Raw genomic sequence first — 17,466 nt, forward strand, 5'->3', positions numbered from 1 at the left:
CGAGATTCTTATGGATAAATTGATTATTACTGGCGGTGCTCGTCTTGACGGCGAAATCCGCATCTCCGGGGCAAAGAACTCTGCCCTGCCGATCCTGGCTGCCACGCTGCTGTGCGATGGCCCGGTCACCGTTGCCAACCTGCCGCACCTGCACGACATCACCACCATGATCGAGCTGTTCGGTCGCATGGGCATTGAGCCGGTGATCGACGAGAAGCTGGCAGTCGAGATCGACCCTCGCACCATCAAGACCCTGATCGCTCCGTACGAACTGGTTAAAACCATGCGTGCGTCGATTCTGGTACTGGGACCGATGGTTGCCCGTTTCGGCGAAGCCGAAGTTGCCCTGCCTGGCGGTTGCGCCATTGGCTCGCGTCCGGTTGACCTGCACATCCGTGGTCTTGAAGCCATGGGCGCGATCATCGACGTCGAAGGCGGCTACATCAAGGCCAAGGCGCCTGAAGGCGGCCTGCGCGGTGCGCACTTCTTCTTCGATACCGTCAGCGTGACCGGTACCGAGAACATCATGATGGCCGCCGCCCTGGCCAAGGGCCGCAGCGTCCTGGCCAACGCCGCGCGCGAGCCTGAAGTCGTCGACCTGGCGAACTTCCTGAACGCCATGGGCGCCAAGGTTTCCGGCGCCGGTACCGATACCATCACCATCGATGGCGTCGAGCGTCTGCACACCACCACTTACAAGGTGATGCCGGACCGTATCGAAACCGGTACTTACCTGGTTGCTGCTGCCGTGACCGGCGGGCGCGTGAAGGTCAAGGACACTGATCCGACCATCCTTGAAGCCGTGCTGGAAAAACTGCGCGAAGCGGGTGCCGAAATCACCTGCGGCGAAGACTGGATCGAGCTGAACATGCACGGCAAGCGGCCAAAAGCCGTCAACGTGCGGACCGCTCCGTACCCGGCGTTCCCGACCGACATGCAAGCGCAGTTCATCTCCCTCAACGCCATTGCCGAAGGCACCGGTGCTGTGATCGAGACGATCTTCGAAAACCGCTTCATGCACGTTTACGAACTGCACCGCATGGGCGCCAAGATCCAGGTCGAAGGCAACACCGCCATCGTCACCGGTACCGAAAAGCTCAAGGGCGCGCCAGTCATGGCTACCGACCTGCGCGCTTCGGCCAGCCTGGTGATCTCGGCACTGATTGCCGAAGGCGACACCCTCATCGATCGCATCTACCACATCGACCGTGGTTACGAGTGCATCGAAGAGAAACTGCAGATGCTGGGCGCCAAGATCCGTCGCGTTCCGGGCTAGTTCCTGCTGCAGGGGCATAAGGACATGCCCGTTGAATTGTTGAAGTCGAGCCGGTTTCCGGCTCGATGTGTGTCCGGCGCCGTTTGCGACCGGGCATGAGTACCTTGATAAGGACTGACGTTTCCCATGTTGACCATCGCACTGTCCAAGGGCCGCATCCTTGACGACACTCTGCCGCTTCTCGCTGAAGCGGGCATCGTGCCGACCGAGAATCCGGACAAGAGCCGCAAGCTGATCATTCCCACGACCCAGGAAGATGTACGCCTGCTGATCGTGCGTGCCACCGACGTGCCGACCTATGTCGAGCATGGTGCCGCCGACCTCGGTGTCGCCGGTAAAGACGTGCTGATGGAATACGGCGGCCAGGGCTTGTATGAGCCACTGGACCTGCAAATCGCCCAATGCAAGTTGATGACGGCTGGCAAGGTCGGCGCGGTCGAGCCCAAGGGCCGCCTGCGCATCGCCACCAAGTTCGTTAACGTTGCCAAGCGTTACTACGCCGAACAGGGTCGCCAGGTCGACATCATCAAGCTGTACGGTTCGATGGAACTGGCACCGCTGATCGGTCTTGCCGACAAGATCATCGACGTGGTCGACACCGGCAACACGCTGCGGGCCAATGGCCTGGAGCCACAGGATTTCATTGCGGCCATCAGCTCCCGTCTGATCGTCAACAAAGCTTCGATGAAAATGCAGCACGCCCGTATCCAGGCGTTGATCGACACCCTGCGCAAGGCAGTGGAGTCTCGACACCGCGGCTGATTCACCTGCGCGACGCTGAGTCGCGCCGTCTATCCGCCTCATAGCCAGAATTCTCAGGTGCCCAAGCGGATCGAATGTTAGCTTCGGGCGCCTGAGTTTTTTGCCATTCCTATGAGGCTCTCGCTATGACCGCACCGACTGCAATTCGCCGACTCAACGCTGCTGACCCGGATTTCGCGCATCATCTGGATCATCTGCTGAGCTGGGAAAGTGTGTCTGACGACTCGGTCAATCAGCGAGTGCTGGACATCATCAAGGCTGTGCGCGAGCGCGGTGACGCGGCGCTGGTGGACTTTACCCGCCAGTTCGACGGTTTGGACGTTCAGTCCATGGCCGACTTGATCCTGCCGCGTGAGCGCCTGGAGCTGGCATTGACCCGCATCTCCGTGGCGCAGCGCGAAGCGCTCGAAGTCGCTGCCGCCCGTGTGCGCAGCTACCACGAAAAGCAGAAACAGGACTCCTGGAGCTACACCGAGGCCGACGGCACGGTGCTGGGCCAGAAAGTCACGCCGCTGGATCGCGCTGGGCTGTACGTACCGGGCGGCAAGGCTTCTTACCCATCGTCGGTGCTGATGAACGCCATTCCGGCCAAGGTTGCCGGCGTGACCGAAGTGGTCATGGTGGTGCCAACCCCGCGTGGTGAGATCAACGAACTGGTGCTGGCCGCTGCCTGCATCGCCGGGGTCGACCGGGTCTTCACCATCGGCGGTGCGCAAGCCGTTGCGGCATTGGCCTACGGCACCGAAAGCGTGCCGAAGGTCGACAAGGTGGTCGGCCCGGGCAACATCTACGTCGCCACCGCCAAGCGCCACGTGTTCGGCCAGGTCGGTATCGACATGATCGCCGGTCCGTCGGAAATTCTTGTGGTGTGCGACGGTCAGACCGATCCGGACTGGATCGCCATGGACCTGTTCTCCCAGGCCGAGCACGACGAAGACGCCCAGGCGATTCTGGTCAGCCCGGACGCCGAATTCCTCGACAAGGTCGCGGCCAGCATCGCCAAGCTGATGCCGACCATGGAACGCGCCACGATCATCGAAACCTCGATCAATGGCCGTGGTGCGTTGATCAAGGTGCGCGACATGGAACAAGCCATGGAAGTGGCCAACCGTATCGCGCCGGAGCACCTGGAGCTGTCGGTTGCCGATCCACAAGCCTGGTTGCCGCAGATTCGTCACGCCGGGGCGATTTTCATGGGCCGTCACACGTCCGAAGCGCTGGGCGATTACTGCGCCGGCCCGAACCACGTGCTGCCGACTTCCGGTACTGCGCGCTTCTCGTCGCCGCTGGGTGTGTATGACTTCCAGAAACGTTCGTCGATCATCTTCTGCTCAGAACAGGGTGCTTCGGAACTCGGTAAAACCGCTTCCGTGCTGGCTCGTGGCGAGTCGCTGACCGCGCACGCCCGTAGCGCCGAATACCGCATCGTTGACGACAAGAAGGGGAACTGAGATGAGTAAATTCTGGAGCCCGTTCGTCAAGAATCTGGTGCCTTACGTGCCGGGCGAACAGCCAAAACTGGCGAAGCTGGTGAAGCTCAACACCAACGAAAACCCGTACGGTCCATCGCCCAAAGCCCTGGCAGCGATGCAGGCTGAGCTGAACGACAACCTGCGCCTGTACCCGGACCCCAACAGCGATCTGTTGAAGAATGCCGTGGCCAAATACTACGGCGTGCAGAGCAATCAGGTGTTTCTCGGTAACGGTTCTGATGAAGTGCTGGCGCACATCTTCCACGGTCTGCTGCAACACGATCAGCCATTGCTGTTCCCGGACATCAGCTACAGCTTTTACCCGGTCTACTGCGGGTTGTACGGCATCACGTTCGACGCCGTACCGCTGGACGAGCAGTTCCGGATCAACCCGGCGGACTATGCCAAACCGAACGGCGGGATCATCTTCCCCAACCCGAACGCGCCGACCGGTTGCCTGCTGGCACTGGACGCGGTCGAGCAGATTCTCAAGGCGAATCCGGATTCGGTGGTGGTGGTCGATGAGGCGTACATCGACTTCGGCGGTGAAACCGCGATTGCGCTGGTGGACCGCTATCCAAATCTGCTGGTGACCCAGACCCTGTCCAAGTCCCGTTCCCTGGCGGGACTGCGGGTGGGTCTGGCAGTCGGTCATCCGGACCTGATCGAGGCGCTGGAGCGGATCAAGAACAGTTTCAACTCTTATCCGCTGGATCGCATGGCCAATGTCGGCGCCGCCGCCGCATTCGAGGACCGCGAGTATTTCGACAAGACGTGCCGATTGGTGATCGAGAATCGCCAGAAGGTTGTTGCGCAGTTGGAGGAGAAGGGTTTTGAGGTGCTGCCATCGGCGGCCAACTTCATTTTTGCCCGTCACCCGCAGCACGATGCGGCAGGGCTTGCGGCGAAGTTGCGTGAGCAAGGCGTGATCGTTCGGCACTTCAAGCAGGAGCGGATTGCGCAGTTCCTGCGGATCAGCATCGGTACGCCAGAGCAGAACCAGGCGCTGATCGACGGTTTAGGCGATCTCTAAACCGGCCCGGAATCTGTAGGAGCGAGGCTTGCCCGCGAAAAAGGACGACTCGGTAAAAAACGAATACCCATCCATCGTCCTTCGCGTGCAAGCCTCGCTCTTCACTTAAGAGCACGTCAGCTCCCTCGCCACGGGTACAGTGTTCGTCCTTAAGTGAACAGCATTTCGCTCCTACAAGGTTTTATGGGTTACTCGTGATGCGGCTCGCCGAGGAACGTCAGCGAGCTGAACAGCCCGCGACTGTTCACGTCAGGGCTGTCTTTTACCGGCACTTCCATCTGCGCCGAAATCACGTTCAAGCCTTCATTGCGCACCACCACCTGTGCCCGACCCTGTGCATCGGTTTCGGTGCTCAAGGTATTCGGTGCGTTGCGATAGTCCCCCACCAACTTCACGCCCGCCGCCGGTTTGCCATCCAGCAATACTCGCACCGGCAATGATCCGCCCGGCCCTACAGTCAGCGGATCGACCTCAGGCAGAATCAGCAATTTCAGTTGATCAAGTTTGGGCAACTTCGCCCCCGGCTGATAAATCGCCAGGCTGTACTTGAACGTCTGGGTCGCCTCGATCGCCCCCGGCACCTTGCTGCGGCCTTCGTTGATCCATTTCTTGTCGCTGGTCTGCGACCACATGCCATTGTCGAGCGCCACCGCCATCACGGCGGGTGGTTTAAGTGGTTGCAGGCGTGCGTGATCGGGCAGCCGCTGTACCGTCACCGGAATCATTTTTCCATGGCCGTCATAAGCCCAGGCGCCGCTGATTTTCGGTGCCTTGAAAGCATTGTCTTCGGCGCCGTGACCGTAAATGACCTCGATGTTGCCTCGACGTTGTTCGGTCCACAGGCCGTGGGCCGAGACTTCTGTGGCAAACAGCAAGCCGAGCAGTGCCAGGGGTTTGAGTGGGTGCATGGGGACTTCCTTTTACAGAGTGAGTGTCAGGCTGACAGTGAAATTGCGCGGCTCGCCGGGGTTGACCCAGTAGTTGCTGTAGGAGCGCTCGAAGTATTTCTCGTCGAACAGGTTGTTCAGGTTCAGGCCCAGCGTGACGTTGTCGCTGGCCTTGTAATGGGCCAGCAGGTCGACGGTGTGGTAGGCAGGTAATTCAAAGTCGCTGCCGGCCTCACCCGAGCGATCACCGACGTAAGTGAACGCGGCGCCAAGGTCCGACCCGCGCAGTCGACCGTCCTGGAACTCATAAACCCCCAACAGACTGCCACTGCGTTTGGCCACGCCGAGAATGCGGCTGCCGGTGGGAATGACCTTGTCGCCTTCAGTGACTTCAGCATCGATGTAGGCGAAGGCGCCGATCAGCCGGACAGCGTCGGTGACTTGCCCGGTCACTTGCAGATCGATTCCCTGGCTGCGTGCCTTGCCCATGGCGCGGCTGGTATCTGTAGCCGGGTCGAGGGCGAGGACGTTTTCTTTTTCAATATGGAAAGCGGCAAGGGTGCTGCTCAAACGGTCATCGAACAGCTCACTCTTGATCCCGATCTCGTAGCCGATGCCTTCTTCCGGGTCGAAGGGTTTACCGGCCGCGTCCAGGCCATTGTTCGGTTTGAACGAAGTGGAGGCGTTGGCGAACAGGCCGACCTCAGGCGTCAGTTGGTAAAGCAAACCGGCCCTTTGGGTCAGCGCGTCGTGAGTCTGGTTGCTGGTGGCGCCACGGGTACGATCGTCGATGCGTTGCTCGAAGTGTTCGAACCGCACACCGAGCAGCCCGCGCAGTTTGTCGTTGAAAATGATCTGGTCCTGCAGGTTCAGTGCATGGCTCTCGACATGCTCGAAGAAGTCCGTACCGGAACGTGCGCCGTTGGGTTTTGGCTGACCGTAGACCGGTTGGTAGATATCGATGGCGTAGGGGCTGCCGGCAATGGTCGTCACCCGCTCGTTCTTGCGAAAATTCTCGTATTCGCTGCCGATCAACAATTCGTGCTGCAAGTGGCCGGTGTCGAAAAAGCCGCGCAGTTCGAGTTGGCTAATGCTGTCGTGCCAATTGTTGTCACGTTCTCGATAACGGCGGTTGACGGTATGGCCGTCGGCATTCAGCGGGCGCGCCTCCGAGGCGAAGCCCCAGAGTTTGCCTTGCTTGTAATGGCTGGCCAGGCGCAATTTCCAGGTGTCGTTGAGCTGATGCTCGAGGGCGGCCTGCAGCTGATTGTTGTGGTTGTCGATGTCGCCATCGTCGGGTTCGCCGAGGAAGGTCGAACGGGATACGCCACTCCAGGTGTTGTCGGGTGCGACGATGCCGCGATCGAAGGTCGAGCTGTGACGAACGAATTCACTCTCTACCAGCAGGCAGGTGTCCGGGTTCAGTTGCCAACTGAAGGAAGGCGCGACAAACACCCGCTGGCTGTCGACGTGATCGCGAAAGCTGTGGTTGTCCTCGACGGCCAGATTCACCCGCGACAGCACGTTGCCCTGGTCATCGAGTGGCGTGTTGACGTCCAGCGCCGTGCGATAACGATCCCAACTGCCCGCGCTGGTGTGCAGGGTCGCGAAGGCTTCGGGCTGAGGTTTCTTGGTGACGATGTTCACCGTGCCACCCGGATCACCTCGCCCATACAAGCTGGCGGCGGGGCCTTTAAGCACTTCGATGCGCTCGATGTTCGCCACATCCGGCGAGCTCGGGTAGCCACGGTTGGCGCTGAAACCGTCCTTGTAGAACTCCGATGTGGTGAAGCCGCGCACGCTGTATTCGTACAGCGTCAGGCCACCGAAGTTGTTCTGTCTGGAAACCCCGCCGGCGAAGTCCAGCGCGCGCTCAACGTGGGTACTGCCTAGATCGTCGAGCACGCTGACGGGGACCACGCTGATCGATTGCGGGATGTCGCGGATGGCGGTATCGGTCTTGGTCGCGCTGGCAGAGCGGGTGGCGCGGTAGCCAGCGACAGGCCCGGTGGGGGATTCGTAGTCGGAAGTGACGCTGATGGCGTCCAGTTCCAATGCCTGGGATTGTTCGGCGAAGACCGGTTCACCCAGCAGCCCGAGGGCAAGACTTGCCACGCAGGACTTTGTTCGAGACGACATGTTATGTTGTTCCAATTGCTAGAATTGAAACAATATAACATGTCCGATGAGAATGTCTTCCATTGACCCGAATTGATCGGGCCTGGCTTATTTCTCTTCTTTTTCTTTCACCGGCGCCGGCGGCGGACGCAAACCGATTTCCGCCGTCAGTTTGATTTCCTTGCCGTTACGCATGACTTGAATCGTGACCTTGTCAGTCGGTTTGATCCGCGCGACCTGGTTCATCGAGCGGCGGCCATCACCCGCAGGTTCGCCATCGATGGCAAGAATCACGTCGCCCAGTTGCAGCCCGGCTTTCTGCGCCGGGCCGTCACGGAAAATCCCGGCCACGACAATGCCCGGGCGCCCCGAAAGACCGAACGATTCCGCCAGCTCCTGGGACAACGGTTGTACTTCAATACCCAGCCAGCCACGAATAACCTGGCCGTGCTCGATGATCGATTTCATCACTTCCATCGCCAGTTTCACCGGAATCGCAAAGCCGATGCCTTGAGAGCCGCCGGACTTGGAGAAGATCGCCGTGTTGATACCGGTCAGGTTGCCGTTGGCATCTACCAGCGCACCACCGGAGTTGCCGGGGTTGATCGCGGCATCGGTTTGAATGAAGTCTTCGTAGTTGTTCAGGCCCAGTTGATTGCGCCCGGTGGCGCTGATGATGCCCATGGTCACGGTCTGGCCGACGCCGAACGGGTTGCCGATGGCCAGCGCGACGTCGCCGATGCGGATGTTGTCCGAGCGGCCGACAGTGATCGAAGGCAGGTTTTTCAAGTCGATCTTCAGCACCGCGAGGTCGGTTTCCGGATCGCTGCCGATCACGCGAGCCAGGGTTTCACGTCCATCCTTGAGCGCCACGACGATTTGATCGGCACCGGTGGTCACGTGGTTGTTGGTCAGGATGTAACCTTCCGGGCTCATGATCACGCCGGAACCGAGGCTCGATTCCATACGTTTCTGCTTGGGCGAGTTGTCGCCGAAGAAGCGCCGGAACTGCGGATCCTCGAACAGCGGATGGCTGGGTTTGTTGATGACCTTGGTGGTGTACAGGTTCACCACCGATGGCGCGGCGGTGGTTACCGCGTCGGAATAGGAGACCGGGCCTTCTTTCATGCTGGTGGTTTGCGGCGCTTGCTGCAGGTTGACGTCGAGGCTTGGTAGCCCGACCCACTGCGGGTAACGCTGGATGATTAACAGAGCGACAAGCACGCCGGCCAACAGCGGCCAGCCGGAAAAACGCAGCGCCTTGAGCATTAAGCACGTCCTGAGAGAGTTGCAGGCGGAATGAGACCGCTCATAATGACGCGCATTATACGAGGCCGCGCGTGCCTCTGAACGGGATATTTAGGAGTCTTTTATGGCCGTCGCCCTGAGCACCCTGGTCGAAGAAGCCGACCGTTACCTCGCCAGTTCGAAAATTGCCGATTACTGCCCCAATGGCCTGCAGGTCGAAGGCCGGCCGCAGGTGATGCGCATCGTCAGTGGCGTCACCGCCAGCCAGGCCTTGCTCGATGCCGCCGTGCAAGCCAATGCCGATCTGGTTCTGGTGCACCACGGATATTTCTGGAAGGGCGAAAATCCGTGCATCACCGGCATGAAGCAGCGCCGCTTGAAAACCTTGCTCAAGCACGACATCAGCCTGCTGTCGTATCACCTGCCGCTGGACCTGCACCCGGAGGTTGGCAATAACGTACAACTGGCGCGGCAGCTGGACATTACTGTCGAAGGTCCGCTGGACCCGGATAACCTGAAGATCGTCGGGCTGGTCGGTTCATTGAACGAGCCGGCGACCCCTCGCGATTTCGCCCGCCGTGTGCAGGAAGTCATGGGCCGCGAACCGCTGCTGATTGAAGGCAGCAACATGATCCGCCGGGTCGGCTGGTGCACCGGTGGTGGCCAGGGCTATATCGATCAAGCCGTGTTGGCGGGCGTCGACCTGTACCTCAGCGGCGAAGCGTCGGAGCAGACCTTCCACAGCGCCCGGGAAAACGACATCAGTTTCATTGCAGCCGGTCACCACGCCACCGAGCGTTATGGCGTGCAGGCCTTGGGCGATTACCTGGCAAGGCGCTTTGCCCTCGAGCACATCTTCATCGATTGCCCGAATCCCATCTGACCACACCCTCCCTTTGTAGGAGCGAGGCTTGCCCGCGAAGAACGATAACGGGGTGTACCTGACCAAATCGCGTTATCGTTTTTCGCGGGCAAGCCTCGCTCCTACGGGAGCTTGGCCCAAACAGGCAGGCATATTCATATGCTCTTTCGATCTAGTTGGCGTCCTGATTAGAAGAGGTCGCTGTGCTAGGATTCCTCGCTCGAACACGGCCCGCTGGCCGTTCATAAGAAAGATTTCGTGAGTAGCCATGGTCGACAAACTGACGCATCTGAAACAGCTGGAGGCGGAAAGCATCCACATCATCCGCGAGGTGGCCGCCGAGTTCGACAACCCGGTGATGCTGTACTCCATCGGTAAAGACTCCGCCGTGATGCTGCACCTGGCACGCAAGGCGTTCTTCCCGGGCAAATTGCCGTTTCCGGTGATGCACGTCGACACCCGCTGGAAATTCCAGGAGATGTACAAGTTCCGCGACAAGATGGTCGCTGAGCTGGGCCTGGACCTGATCACCCACGTCAACCCTGATGGCGTGGCGCAGGGCATCAACCCGTTCACCCACGGCAGTGCCAAGCACACCGACATCATGAAGACCGAAGGCCTGAAACAGGCTCTGGACAAGTATGGTTTCGATGCCGCTTTCGGCGGTGCCCGCCGCGATGAAGAGAAATCCCGCGCCAAAGAGCGCGTGTACTCGTTCCGCGACAGCAAGCACCGCTGGGACCCGAAGAACCAGCGTCCCGAGCTGTGGAACGTCTACAACGGCAAGGTCAACAAAGGCGAATCGATCCGCGTGTTCCCGCTGTCGAACTGGACCGAACTGGACATCTGGCAGTACATCTACCTTGAAGGCATCCCGATCGTCCCGCTGTACTTCGCCGCCGAGCGTGAAGTCATCGAGAAGAACGGCACGCTGATCATGATCGACGATGAGCGCATCCTCGAACACCTGAGCGATGAAGACAAAGCGCGCATCGTCAAAAAGAAAGTGCGTTTCCGCACCCTTGGCTGCTACCCGTTGACGGGCGCGGTGGAGTCCGAGGCCGAAAGCCTTACGGACATCATTCAGGAAATGCTCCTGACGCGAACTTCCGAGCGCCAGGGCCGTGTCATCGACCACGATGGCGCAGGCTCCATGGAAGACAAAAAACGTCAGGGTTATTTCTAAGGGGTTGTTATGTCGCACGCATCTGATTTGATCAGCGAGGACATCCTCGCCTACCTGGGCCAGCACGAACGTAAAGAGCTGCTGCGCTTTCTGACCTGCGGTAACGTCGACGACGGCAAGAGCACCCTGATCGGGCGCCTGCTGCACGATTCCAAGATGATCTACGAAGATCACCTGGAAGCCATTACCCGCGACTCGAAAAAAGTCGGCACCACCGGAGAAGACATCGACCTGGCGTTGCTTGTCGATGGCCTGCAGGCCGAGCGTGAACAGGGCATCACCATCGATGTCGCGTACCGCTATTTCTCCACCGCCAAGCGCAAATTCATCATCGCCGACACGCCCGGCCATGAGCAGTACACCCGCAACATGGCCACCGGTGCTTCCACCTGTGACCTGGCGATCATCCTGGTCGATGCCCGTTACGGCGTGCAGACCCAGACCCGCCGCCACAGCTTCATCGCCTCGTTGCTGGGCATCAAGCACATCGTCGTCGCCATCAACAAGATGGACCTCAAGGGCTTCGATCAGGACGTGTTCGAGTCGATCAAGGCCGACTACCTGAAGTTCGCCGAAGGCCTGAAGCTCAAGCCGACCAGCATGCACTTCGTGCCGATGTCGGCGCTCAAGGGCGACAACGTGGTGAACAAGTCCGAGCGCTCGCCGTGGTACACCGGCCAGTCGTTGATGGAAATTCTCGAGACCGTGGAAGTGGCGGGCGACCGCAACTTCACCGATCTGCGTTTCCCGGTGCAGTACGTCAACCGTCCCAACCTGAACTTCCGTGGCTTCGCCGGTACGCTGGCCAGCGGCATCGTCAAGAAAGGCGACGAAGTCGTGGTCCTGCCGTCGGGCAAGAGCAGCCGCGTGAAATCCATCGTCACCTTCGAAGGTGAGTTGGAGCATGCAGGTCCAGGTCAGGCAGTCACGCTGACCATGGAAGACGAAATCGACATCTCCCGTGGCGACCTGTTGGTGCATGCCGACAACGTGCCACCGGTGACCGACAGCTTCGAAGCGATGCTGGTGTGGATGGCTGAAGAGCCGATGCTGCCGGGCAAGAAGTACGACATCAAACGCGCCACCAGTTATGTGCCGGGTTCCATCGCCAGTATCGTCAACAAGGTCGACGTCAACACCCTGGAAGAAGGTCCGGCCAGCGCGTTGCAACTGAACGAGATCGGCAAGGTCAAGATCGCGCTCGATGCGCCGATTGCCCTCGACGGTTACGACAGCAACCGCACCACCGGCGCGTTCATCATCATCGACCGCCTGACCAATGGCACCGTCGGCGCCGGCATGATCGTCGCCCAGCCTTTGGCCCATGGCACCAGCACCCACCACGGCAAGCTGGCTCACGTCGCCACCGAAGAGCGTGCCCAGCGCTTCGGTCAGCAACCGGCCACCGTGCTGTTCAGCGGTTTGTCGGGTGCGGGCAAGAGCACTCTGGCGTATGCGGTTGAACGCAAGCTGTTCGATTTGGGTCGTGCGGTGTTCGTACTCGATGGCCAGAACCTGCGTCACGACCTCAACAAAGGTCTGCCCCAGGATCGCGCCGGGCGTACCGAGAACTGGCGTCGTGCCGCGCACGTGGCGCGTCAGTTCAACGAAGCCGGTCTGCTGACGCTGGCGGCGTTCGTTGCGCCGAGTGCCGAAGGTCGTGAACAGGCTCGGGAGTTGATCGGCAAGGAACGTCTGTTGACGGTCTACGTCCAGGCCTCGCCGACTGTCTGCGCCGAGCGTGACCCACAGGGCCTGTACGCGGCGGCCGGGGATAACATCCCGGGTGAGTCCTTCCCGTACGACGTGCCGCTGGATGCCGACCTGGTGATCGACACCCAGTCCGTATCGCTGGAAGAAGGCGTCAAGCAAGTGCTGGATCTGCTGCGCAAGCGTGGCGCGATCTAAGGCTTAGCCGTTAATAAAAAACCCGCCGATGAGTGATCATCCGGCGGGTTTTTTGTGTCCTTGAGATGATCGTTCCCACGCTCGGCGTGGGAATGCAGCTCGGGACGCTCTGCGTCCCCTCCAGAGCCGAACGCGGAGCGTCCGTTGAGGCATTCCCACGCGGAGCGTGGGAACGATCAGGCAACGATCAGTCACAGGGGATCAGCGTTTGGCTGGATACTCGCGGTGCATCTGTTCCAGCAGCGCATCCTTGTCCTGCCACATCTGATTGATCCAGCCCTGGAACTGCAGCCGATACTCACCATCCTGGTCGTAGTTCTTGCCAATGAACTGCGGTGGAATCTTCAGCTCTTCAAAGTGCACCACCACGTCCGCGACGTTGCCGCACAGCAAATCCCAGAAGCCCGGGCGGCCGGCGGGGTAGTGGATGGTCACGTTGACGATGGATTCCAGTTGCTCGCCCATCGCATCCAGCACAAACGCAATGCCGCCGGCCTTGGGTTTGAGCAGGTATTTGAACGGTGATTTCTGCTGGGCATGCTTGCCCTCGGTGAACCGCGTGCCTTCAACAAAGTTGAAAATGCCCACCGGGTTATTGCGAAACTTCGCGCAGGTCTTGCGGGTGGTTTCCAGGTCTTTGCCTTTCTTCTCCGGATGCTTCTCCAGATAAGCCTTGGAATAGCGCTTCATGAACGGAAAGCCCAGAGCCCACCACGCCAAGCCAATCACCGGCACCCAGATCAGTTCCTGTTTGAGGAAGAACTTCAACGGCTGGATGCGTCGATTGAGCACGTACTGCAGCACCAGAATGTCGACCCAGCTCTGGTGGTTACTGGTGATCAGGTACGAGTGCTTGTAGTCGAGCCCTTGCAAGCCGCTGATGTGCCAGCGCGTGCGACGGACCAGGTTCATCCAGCCTTTGTTGAGGCTGATCCAGGCCTCATGAGTGTGGCTCATCAGCCAGCCCGCAAGACGTTGAGTGACAGCGAATGGCAGAGCCTTGACCAGCGCCACGCAGAACAGGAACGAGCAGAGCAGAATCGTGTTCAACGCCAACAGCAATGAAGCGATTACACCGCGAACCGGTGCAGGTAGAAAATCCAGCATTTAAACATCCATAGGTCGGTTGGCTGCCTGAATCGCGGTCAACGCGATGGTGTAGACGATGTCGTCGACTTGAGCGCCGCGTGGCAAATCGTTCACCGGTTTGCGCAAGCCCTGGAGCATCGGTCCGAGGCTCACGCAGTCGGCGCTGCGCTGCACGGCTTTGTGGGTGGTGTTGCCGGTGTTGAGGTCAGGGAACACAAACACGGTAGCGCGACCGGCCACCTGGCTGTTCGGCGCCAGTTGCCGGGCCACGGTTTCGTTGGCGGCGGCGTCGTATTGCAACGGGCCGTCGATCAGCAGCGAGTTTTGCTGTTCATGGGCCAGCAGGGTGGCTTCGCGAACCTTCTCGACTTCTTCACCGCTGGCCGATTCACCGCTGGAGTAGCTGATCATCGCCACGCGCGGCGTGATGCCGAACGCCGCGGCCGAATCGGCACTTTGCAGCGCAATCTCGGCCAGCTCGCTGGCGCTCGGGTGCGGGTTCATCACGCAGTCGCCGTAGACCAGCACTTGCTCCGGAAACAGCATGAAGAATACCGACGACACCAGGGTGCAGCCCGGCGCCGTCTTGATCAGTTGCAGGGCCGGTCGGATGGTGTTGGCGGTGGAGTGAATGACCCCCGACACCAGGCCATCGACTTCATCCAGCGCCAGCATCATGGTGCCAATCACCACCGTGTCTTCCAACTGCTGTTCGGCCATCGGCGCGTTGAGGCTTTTGCTCTTGCGCAGCGAAACCATCGGCTCGACGTAGCGTTCGCGGATCAGGTCCGGATCGAGAATTTCCAGCCCGGGCGGCAACTCGATCCCTTGGGCACGGGCCACGGCCTGCACGTCTTCGGGCTTTGCCAGCAACACGCAACGGGCGATACCTCGGGCCTGGCAGATCGCGGCAGCTTGCACGGTCAACGGCTCGCTGCCTTCAGGCAACACGATGCGTTTGTTGGCGTTCTGCGCTCGCTGGATCAGTTGATAGCGGAACACGGCTGGCGACAGGCGCATTTCCCGCGGCGTGCCGCAGCGCTGATGCAGCCAGTTGGCGTCCAGATGGCTGGCGACAAAATCGGTGATGATTTCGGCCCGTTCGCGGTCGTCGATCGGGATTTCCTTGTTCAGTCCGTTCAACTGGTTGGCCGTGTCGTAGGAGCCGGTGCTCACCGACAATACCGGCAGGCCCGCCTGCAATGCACCCCGGCACAAATCCATGATGCGTGGGTCCGGCAGGGTGTCGCTGGTCAGCAGCAGGCCGGCCAACGGCACACCGTTCATGGCCGCAAGGCTGACAGCGAGGATGATGTCGTCGCGATCGCCCGGGGTTACCACCAGCACGCCGGGCTTGAGCAGTTCTACGGTGTTGCGCATGGTGCGGGCGCAGATGATGATGTTGGTCATGCGCCGGGTTTCGTAGTCACCGGCGTTGAGCACCTGGGCGCCCATCAAATCGGCCACGTCACGGGTGCGCGGCGCGTTCAGTTCCGGTTGAAACGGGATGCAGCCCAACAGGCGGAAATCCCCGCTGCGCAGCAGCGGTGAATGCTCCTTGAGGCGCGCGGCGAAGGCCTCCATGCTCTCGTCGGTTTTAACCTTGTTGAGGATCACGCCAAGGACTTTCGGGTCTTTCGGGCCGCCGAACAATTGCGCCTGCAATTCCACGCGGCCGGAGAGTTCGGTCAGCACCTCGTTTTCCGGCGCCGACACCAGGATCACCTCGGCATCGAGGCTCTTGGCCAGGTGCAGGTTGACCCGTGCGGCGTAACTGGCGCTGCGGGTCGGGACCATGCCTTCGACAATCAGCACGTCTTTGCCGATGGCAGCCTGCTGATACAGGGTGATGATTTCTTCGAGCAGCTCATCGAGCTGGCCGTCGCCGAGCATGCGTTCGACGTGGGCCAGGCCCAAGGGTTGCGGCGGCTTCAAACCGTGGGTGCGGGCCACCAGTTCGGTGGAGCGCTCGGGTCCCGTGTCACCCGGATGCGGCTGGGCGATCGGTTTGAAAAAGCCAACCTTGAGGCCAGCGCGCTCAAGGGTACGCACCAGCCCGAGGCTGATGGAGGTCAGACCCACACCAAAATCGGTGGGCGCGATAAAAAAAGTTTGCATGCGGATTCTCTGAAGGAGCATGGCAAAGGTGAGGGCCTATGACTGGCCGTCTACCGAAATTCAGTCACCAAGGTTATCGCTAACCGAGCCCTGTGCGCACCAACCGCAAGCAAAGGGCTGGCCTATTTTTTCCAGGCGTTGCACCGGGTCCATGACCCAGGCCCGTGATTGCCATGGCGGCTGGTGGCGCAGGTGTTGGGTATGGCCGCAGGAAAGCTCGACCACCCAGTGACCGTCCTCATCCTGATGAAACCCAGTAATCGTCGAATCCCGTCTGTCCGGGTTGTGTTCGCTTTCGGGCGATTGCTTCGCTAAACTGGGTCTTTCTATATTCTTATGCAAAAGGTCTCGCCCCATGCTGATCGCCGCCAATAAGGCTGTCTCCATCGACTATACCCTGACCAACGACGCTGGTGAGGTCATCGACAGCTCCGCCGGCGGCGCGCCGCTGGTCTACCTGCAAGGCGCAGGCAACATCATCCCTGGCCTGGAAAAAGCCCTGGAAGGCAAAGCTGTCGGCGACGAGCTGACCGTAGCCGTTGAACCGGAAGACGCTTACGGCGAATATGCCGCCGAACTGGTCAGCACCCTGAGCCGCAGCATGTTCGAAGGCGTTGATGAACTGGAAGTCGGCATGCAGTTCCACGCTTCTGCTCCGGATGGCCAGATGCAGATCGTTACCATCCGCGATCTGGACGGCGACGATGTAACCGTCGACGGCAACCACCCACTGGCCGGCCAGCGCCTGAATTTCCAGGTCAAGATCGTTGCCATCCGTGACGCCAGCCAGGAAGAAATCGCTCATGGCCACGTCCATGGCGAAGGTGGCCATCACCACTGATTTGTGCGCTAAGCTCAGATGACTGGAGAGGCGCCCCGAGGGCGCCTTTTTAGTCTGCGGCTGTCCCGTGTGACGCCGCCAAGCGGCTGTTTCGAGAAGAACACTGGAATCTGGAGTACGTCATGAGTGCTTTTCACGACCTTAATTTGACAGCCCTGGACGGTCAGGCGCTACCTCTGGCACCGTTCAAGGGGCAAGTCGTGCTGGTGGTCAACGTTGCCTCCAAATGTGGCCTGACCCCACAGTACGCCGCGCTGGAAAACCTCTACCAGCAATACAAGGGCAAAGGTTTCAGCGTGCTGGGTTTGCCATGCAACCAGTTTGCCGGGCAGGAGCCTGGCAGCGAGCAAGAGATTCAGGAGTTTTGCAGCCTCAACTATGGCGTGACCTTTCCGTTGTCCAGCAAGCTGGAAGTCAACGGTCACGAGCGTCATCAGCTGTACAAGCTGCTGGCGGGCGAGGGTGCCGAGTTCCCGGGTGACATCACCTGGAACTTCGAAAAATTCCTGCTGGGCAAGGATGGTCGGGTACTGGCGCGATTCTCGCCACGTACTGCTCCGGATGATCCCTCTGTCATTCAGGCGATTGAAAAAGCCCTGAGCTGATATCTCCCCTGTAGATACTCTGTTCACGGTCAAGCTTTCGCGAGATGTTTTTCGCTAAAAA

The 17,466-nt window shown here is 60.0% G+C and carries 15 protein-coding genes; 9 read left to right on the top strand and 6 right to left on the bottom strand.

The window, feature by feature from the left end; all coding sequences use genetic code 11:
- The first annotated feature begins 10 nt into the window (after positions 1 to 10).
- The 4 genes from murA to hisC all read left to right on the top strand — a co-directional run bounded on the left by murA (position 11) and on the right by hisC (position 4,543).
- Entirely contained in the window at positions 11 to 1,276 is a 1,266-nt protein-coding gene (gene murA, locus D8U73_RS27450; protein WP_056855038.1) for a UDP-N-acetylglucosamine 1-carboxyvinyltransferase, read from the top strand.
- A 126-nt stretch (positions 1,277 to 1,402) separates the two neighbouring features.
- On the top strand, positions 1,403 to 2,038 hold the full coding sequence (gene hisG / locus D8U73_RS27455; RefSeq protein WP_008018703.1) for an ATP phosphoribosyltransferase: 636 nt from the start codon (positions 1,403 to 1,405) through the stop codon (positions 2,036 to 2,038).
- A gap of 125 nt (positions 2,039 to 2,163) precedes the next feature.
- Entirely contained in the window at positions 2,164 to 3,489 is a 1,326-nt protein-coding gene (hisD, locus tag D8U73_RS27460) for a histidinol dehydrogenase (protein WP_056855039.1), read from the top strand.
- Between the two features lies 1 nt (position 3,490).
- Positions 3,491 to 4,543 (top strand): histidinol-phosphate transaminase, encoded by a 1,053-nt coding sequence (gene hisC, locus D8U73_RS27465; RefSeq protein ID WP_130906272.1) that lies wholly within the window; start codon positions 3,491 to 3,493, stop codon positions 4,541 to 4,543.
- A gap of 188 nt (positions 4,544 to 4,731) precedes the next feature.
- Here the strand turns inward: hisC and D8U73_RS27470 are convergent, their stop codons facing one another.
- The 3 genes from D8U73_RS27470 to algW form a co-directional block, all read right to left on the bottom strand.
- Positions 4,732 to 5,451 (bottom strand): DUF4198 domain-containing protein, encoded by a 720-nt coding sequence (locus D8U73_RS27470; protein WP_130906273.1) that lies wholly within the window; start codon positions 5,449 to 5,451, stop codon positions 4,732 to 4,734.
- 12 nt (positions 5,452 to 5,463) lie between these two features.
- Positions 5,464 to 7,569, bottom strand: coding sequence for a TonB-dependent siderophore receptor (locus D8U73_RS27475; protein ID WP_130906274.1), 2,106 nt, complete (start codon positions 7,567 to 7,569; stop codon positions 5,464 to 5,466).
- A gap of 87 nt (positions 7,570 to 7,656) precedes the next feature.
- Positions 7,657 to 8,817, bottom strand: a complete 1,161-nt coding sequence (gene algW / locus D8U73_RS27480; protein WP_056855043.1) for a Do family serine endopeptidase AlgW — start codon at positions 8,815 to 8,817, stop codon at positions 7,657 to 7,659.
- Positions 8,818 to 8,920: 103 nt separating this feature from the next.
- On the opposite strand from algW, the gene D8U73_RS27485 reads away from it, so the two are divergent.
- From D8U73_RS27485 to cysN, 3 genes are all read left to right on the top strand, one after another.
- Positions 8,921 to 9,679 (top strand): Nif3-like dinuclear metal center hexameric protein, encoded by a 759-nt coding sequence (locus tag D8U73_RS27485; RefSeq protein ID WP_056855044.1) that lies wholly within the window; start codon positions 8,921 to 8,923, stop codon positions 9,677 to 9,679.
- Between the two features lie 247 nt (positions 9,680 to 9,926).
- The gene (gene cysD / locus D8U73_RS27490) at positions 9,927 to 10,844 is read left to right on the top strand and encodes a sulfate adenylyltransferase subunit CysD (RefSeq protein WP_034147080.1); all 918 of its coding nucleotides are present in this window, start codon (positions 9,927 to 9,929) and stop codon (positions 10,842 to 10,844) included.
- Between the two features lie 9 nt (positions 10,845 to 10,853).
- Complete coding sequence (gene cysN, locus D8U73_RS27495) at positions 10,854 to 12,752, top strand: sulfate adenylyltransferase subunit CysN (protein WP_056855045.1); 1,899 nt, start codon at positions 10,854 to 10,856, stop codon at positions 12,750 to 12,752.
- Positions 12,753 to 12,953: 201 nt separating this feature from the next.
- Here cysN and D8U73_RS27500 read toward each other — a convergent pair whose 3' ends face one another.
- Genes D8U73_RS27500 through D8U73_RS27510 form a run of 3 tightly spaced genes read right to left on the bottom strand, consistent with a single transcriptional unit; the run spans position 12,954 to position 16,346 of the window.
- Positions 12,954 to 13,859 (bottom strand): acyltransferase, encoded by a 906-nt coding sequence (locus tag D8U73_RS27500; RefSeq protein ID WP_056855046.1) that lies wholly within the window; start codon positions 13,857 to 13,859, stop codon positions 12,954 to 12,956.
- Positions 13,860 to 15,959 (bottom strand): phosphate acetyltransferase, encoded by a 2,100-nt coding sequence (gene pta / locus D8U73_RS27505; RefSeq protein WP_130906275.1) that lies wholly within the window; start codon positions 15,957 to 15,959, stop codon positions 13,860 to 13,862.
- A gap of 60 nt (positions 15,960 to 16,019) precedes the next feature.
- On the bottom strand, positions 16,020 to 16,346 hold the full coding sequence (locus tag D8U73_RS27510; RefSeq protein WP_056855048.1) for a DUF3565 domain-containing protein: 327 nt from the start codon (positions 16,344 to 16,346) through the stop codon (positions 16,020 to 16,022).
- Between D8U73_RS27510 and D8U73_RS27515 the strand changes: the two genes are divergently transcribed.
- Together D8U73_RS27515 and D8U73_RS27520 are read left to right on the top strand one after the other, a co-directional pair.
- A complete protein-coding gene (locus D8U73_RS27515; protein ID WP_007942189.1) occupies positions 16,315 to 16,800 on the top strand; it encodes a peptidylprolyl isomerase in 486 nt (161 codons plus the stop codon). The genes D8U73_RS27510 and D8U73_RS27515 overlap by 32 nt on opposite strands.
- Before the next feature lie 122 nt (positions 16,801 to 16,922).
- The gene (locus tag D8U73_RS27520) at positions 16,923 to 17,405 is read left to right on the top strand and encodes a glutathione peroxidase (protein ID WP_056855049.1); all 483 of its coding nucleotides are present in this window, start codon (positions 16,923 to 16,925) and stop codon (positions 17,403 to 17,405) included.
- The last annotated feature ends 61 nt before the right edge of the window (positions 17,406 to 17,466 follow it).

This window comes from Pseudomonas sp. Sample_22, from assembly GCF_004307635.1.
Taxonomy (GTDB): domain Bacteria; phylum Pseudomonadota; class Gammaproteobacteria; order Pseudomonadales; family Pseudomonadaceae; genus Aquipseudomonas.

Bases quoted from the DNA above. Each gene is read 5' to 3' on its own strand.
- murA (WP_056855038.1), top strand. From the start codon at position 11: ATGGATAAATTGATTATTACTGGCGGTGCTCGTCTTGACGGCGAAATC.
- hisG (WP_008018703.1), top strand. From the start codon at position 1,403: ATGTTGACCATCGCACTGTCCAAGGGCCGCATCCTTGACGACACTCTG.
- hisD (WP_056855039.1), top strand. From the start codon at position 2,164: ATGACCGCACCGACTGCAATTCGCCGACTCAACGCTGCTGACCCGGAT.
- hisC (WP_130906272.1), top strand. From the start codon at position 3,491: ATGAGTAAATTCTGGAGCCCGTTCGTCAAGAATCTGGTGCCTTACGTG.
- D8U73_RS27470 (WP_130906273.1), bottom strand. From the start codon at position 5,451: ATGCACCCACTCAAACCCCTGGCACTGCTCGGCTTGCTGTTTGCCACA.
- D8U73_RS27475 (WP_130906274.1), bottom strand. From the start codon at position 7,569: ATGTCGTCTCGAACAAAGTCCTGCGTGGCAAGTCTTGCCCTCGGGCTG.
- algW (WP_056855043.1), bottom strand. From the start codon at position 8,817: ATGCTCAAGGCGCTGCGTTTTTCCGGCTGGCCGCTGTTGGCCGGCGTG.
- D8U73_RS27485 (WP_056855044.1), top strand. From the start codon at position 8,921: ATGGCCGTCGCCCTGAGCACCCTGGTCGAAGAAGCCGACCGTTACCTC.
- cysD (WP_034147080.1), top strand. From the start codon at position 9,927: ATGGTCGACAAACTGACGCATCTGAAACAGCTGGAGGCGGAAAGCATC.
- cysN (WP_056855045.1), top strand. From the start codon at position 10,854: ATGTCGCACGCATCTGATTTGATCAGCGAGGACATCCTCGCCTACCTG.
- D8U73_RS27500 (WP_056855046.1), bottom strand. From the start codon at position 13,859: ATGCTGGATTTTCTACCTGCACCGGTTCGCGGTGTAATCGCTTCATTG.
- pta (WP_130906275.1), bottom strand. From the start codon at position 15,959: ATGCAAACTTTTTTTATCGCGCCCACCGATTTTGGTGTGGGTCTGACC.
- D8U73_RS27515 (WP_007942189.1), top strand. From the start codon at position 16,315: ATGCTGATCGCCGCCAATAAGGCTGTCTCCATCGACTATACCCTGACC.
- D8U73_RS27510 (WP_056855048.1), bottom strand. From the start codon at position 16,346: ATGGAGACAGCCTTATTGGCGGCGATCAGCATGGGGCGAGACCTTTTG.
- D8U73_RS27520 (WP_056855049.1), top strand. From the start codon at position 16,923: ATGAGTGCTTTTCACGACCTTAATTTGACAGCCCTGGACGGTCAGGCG.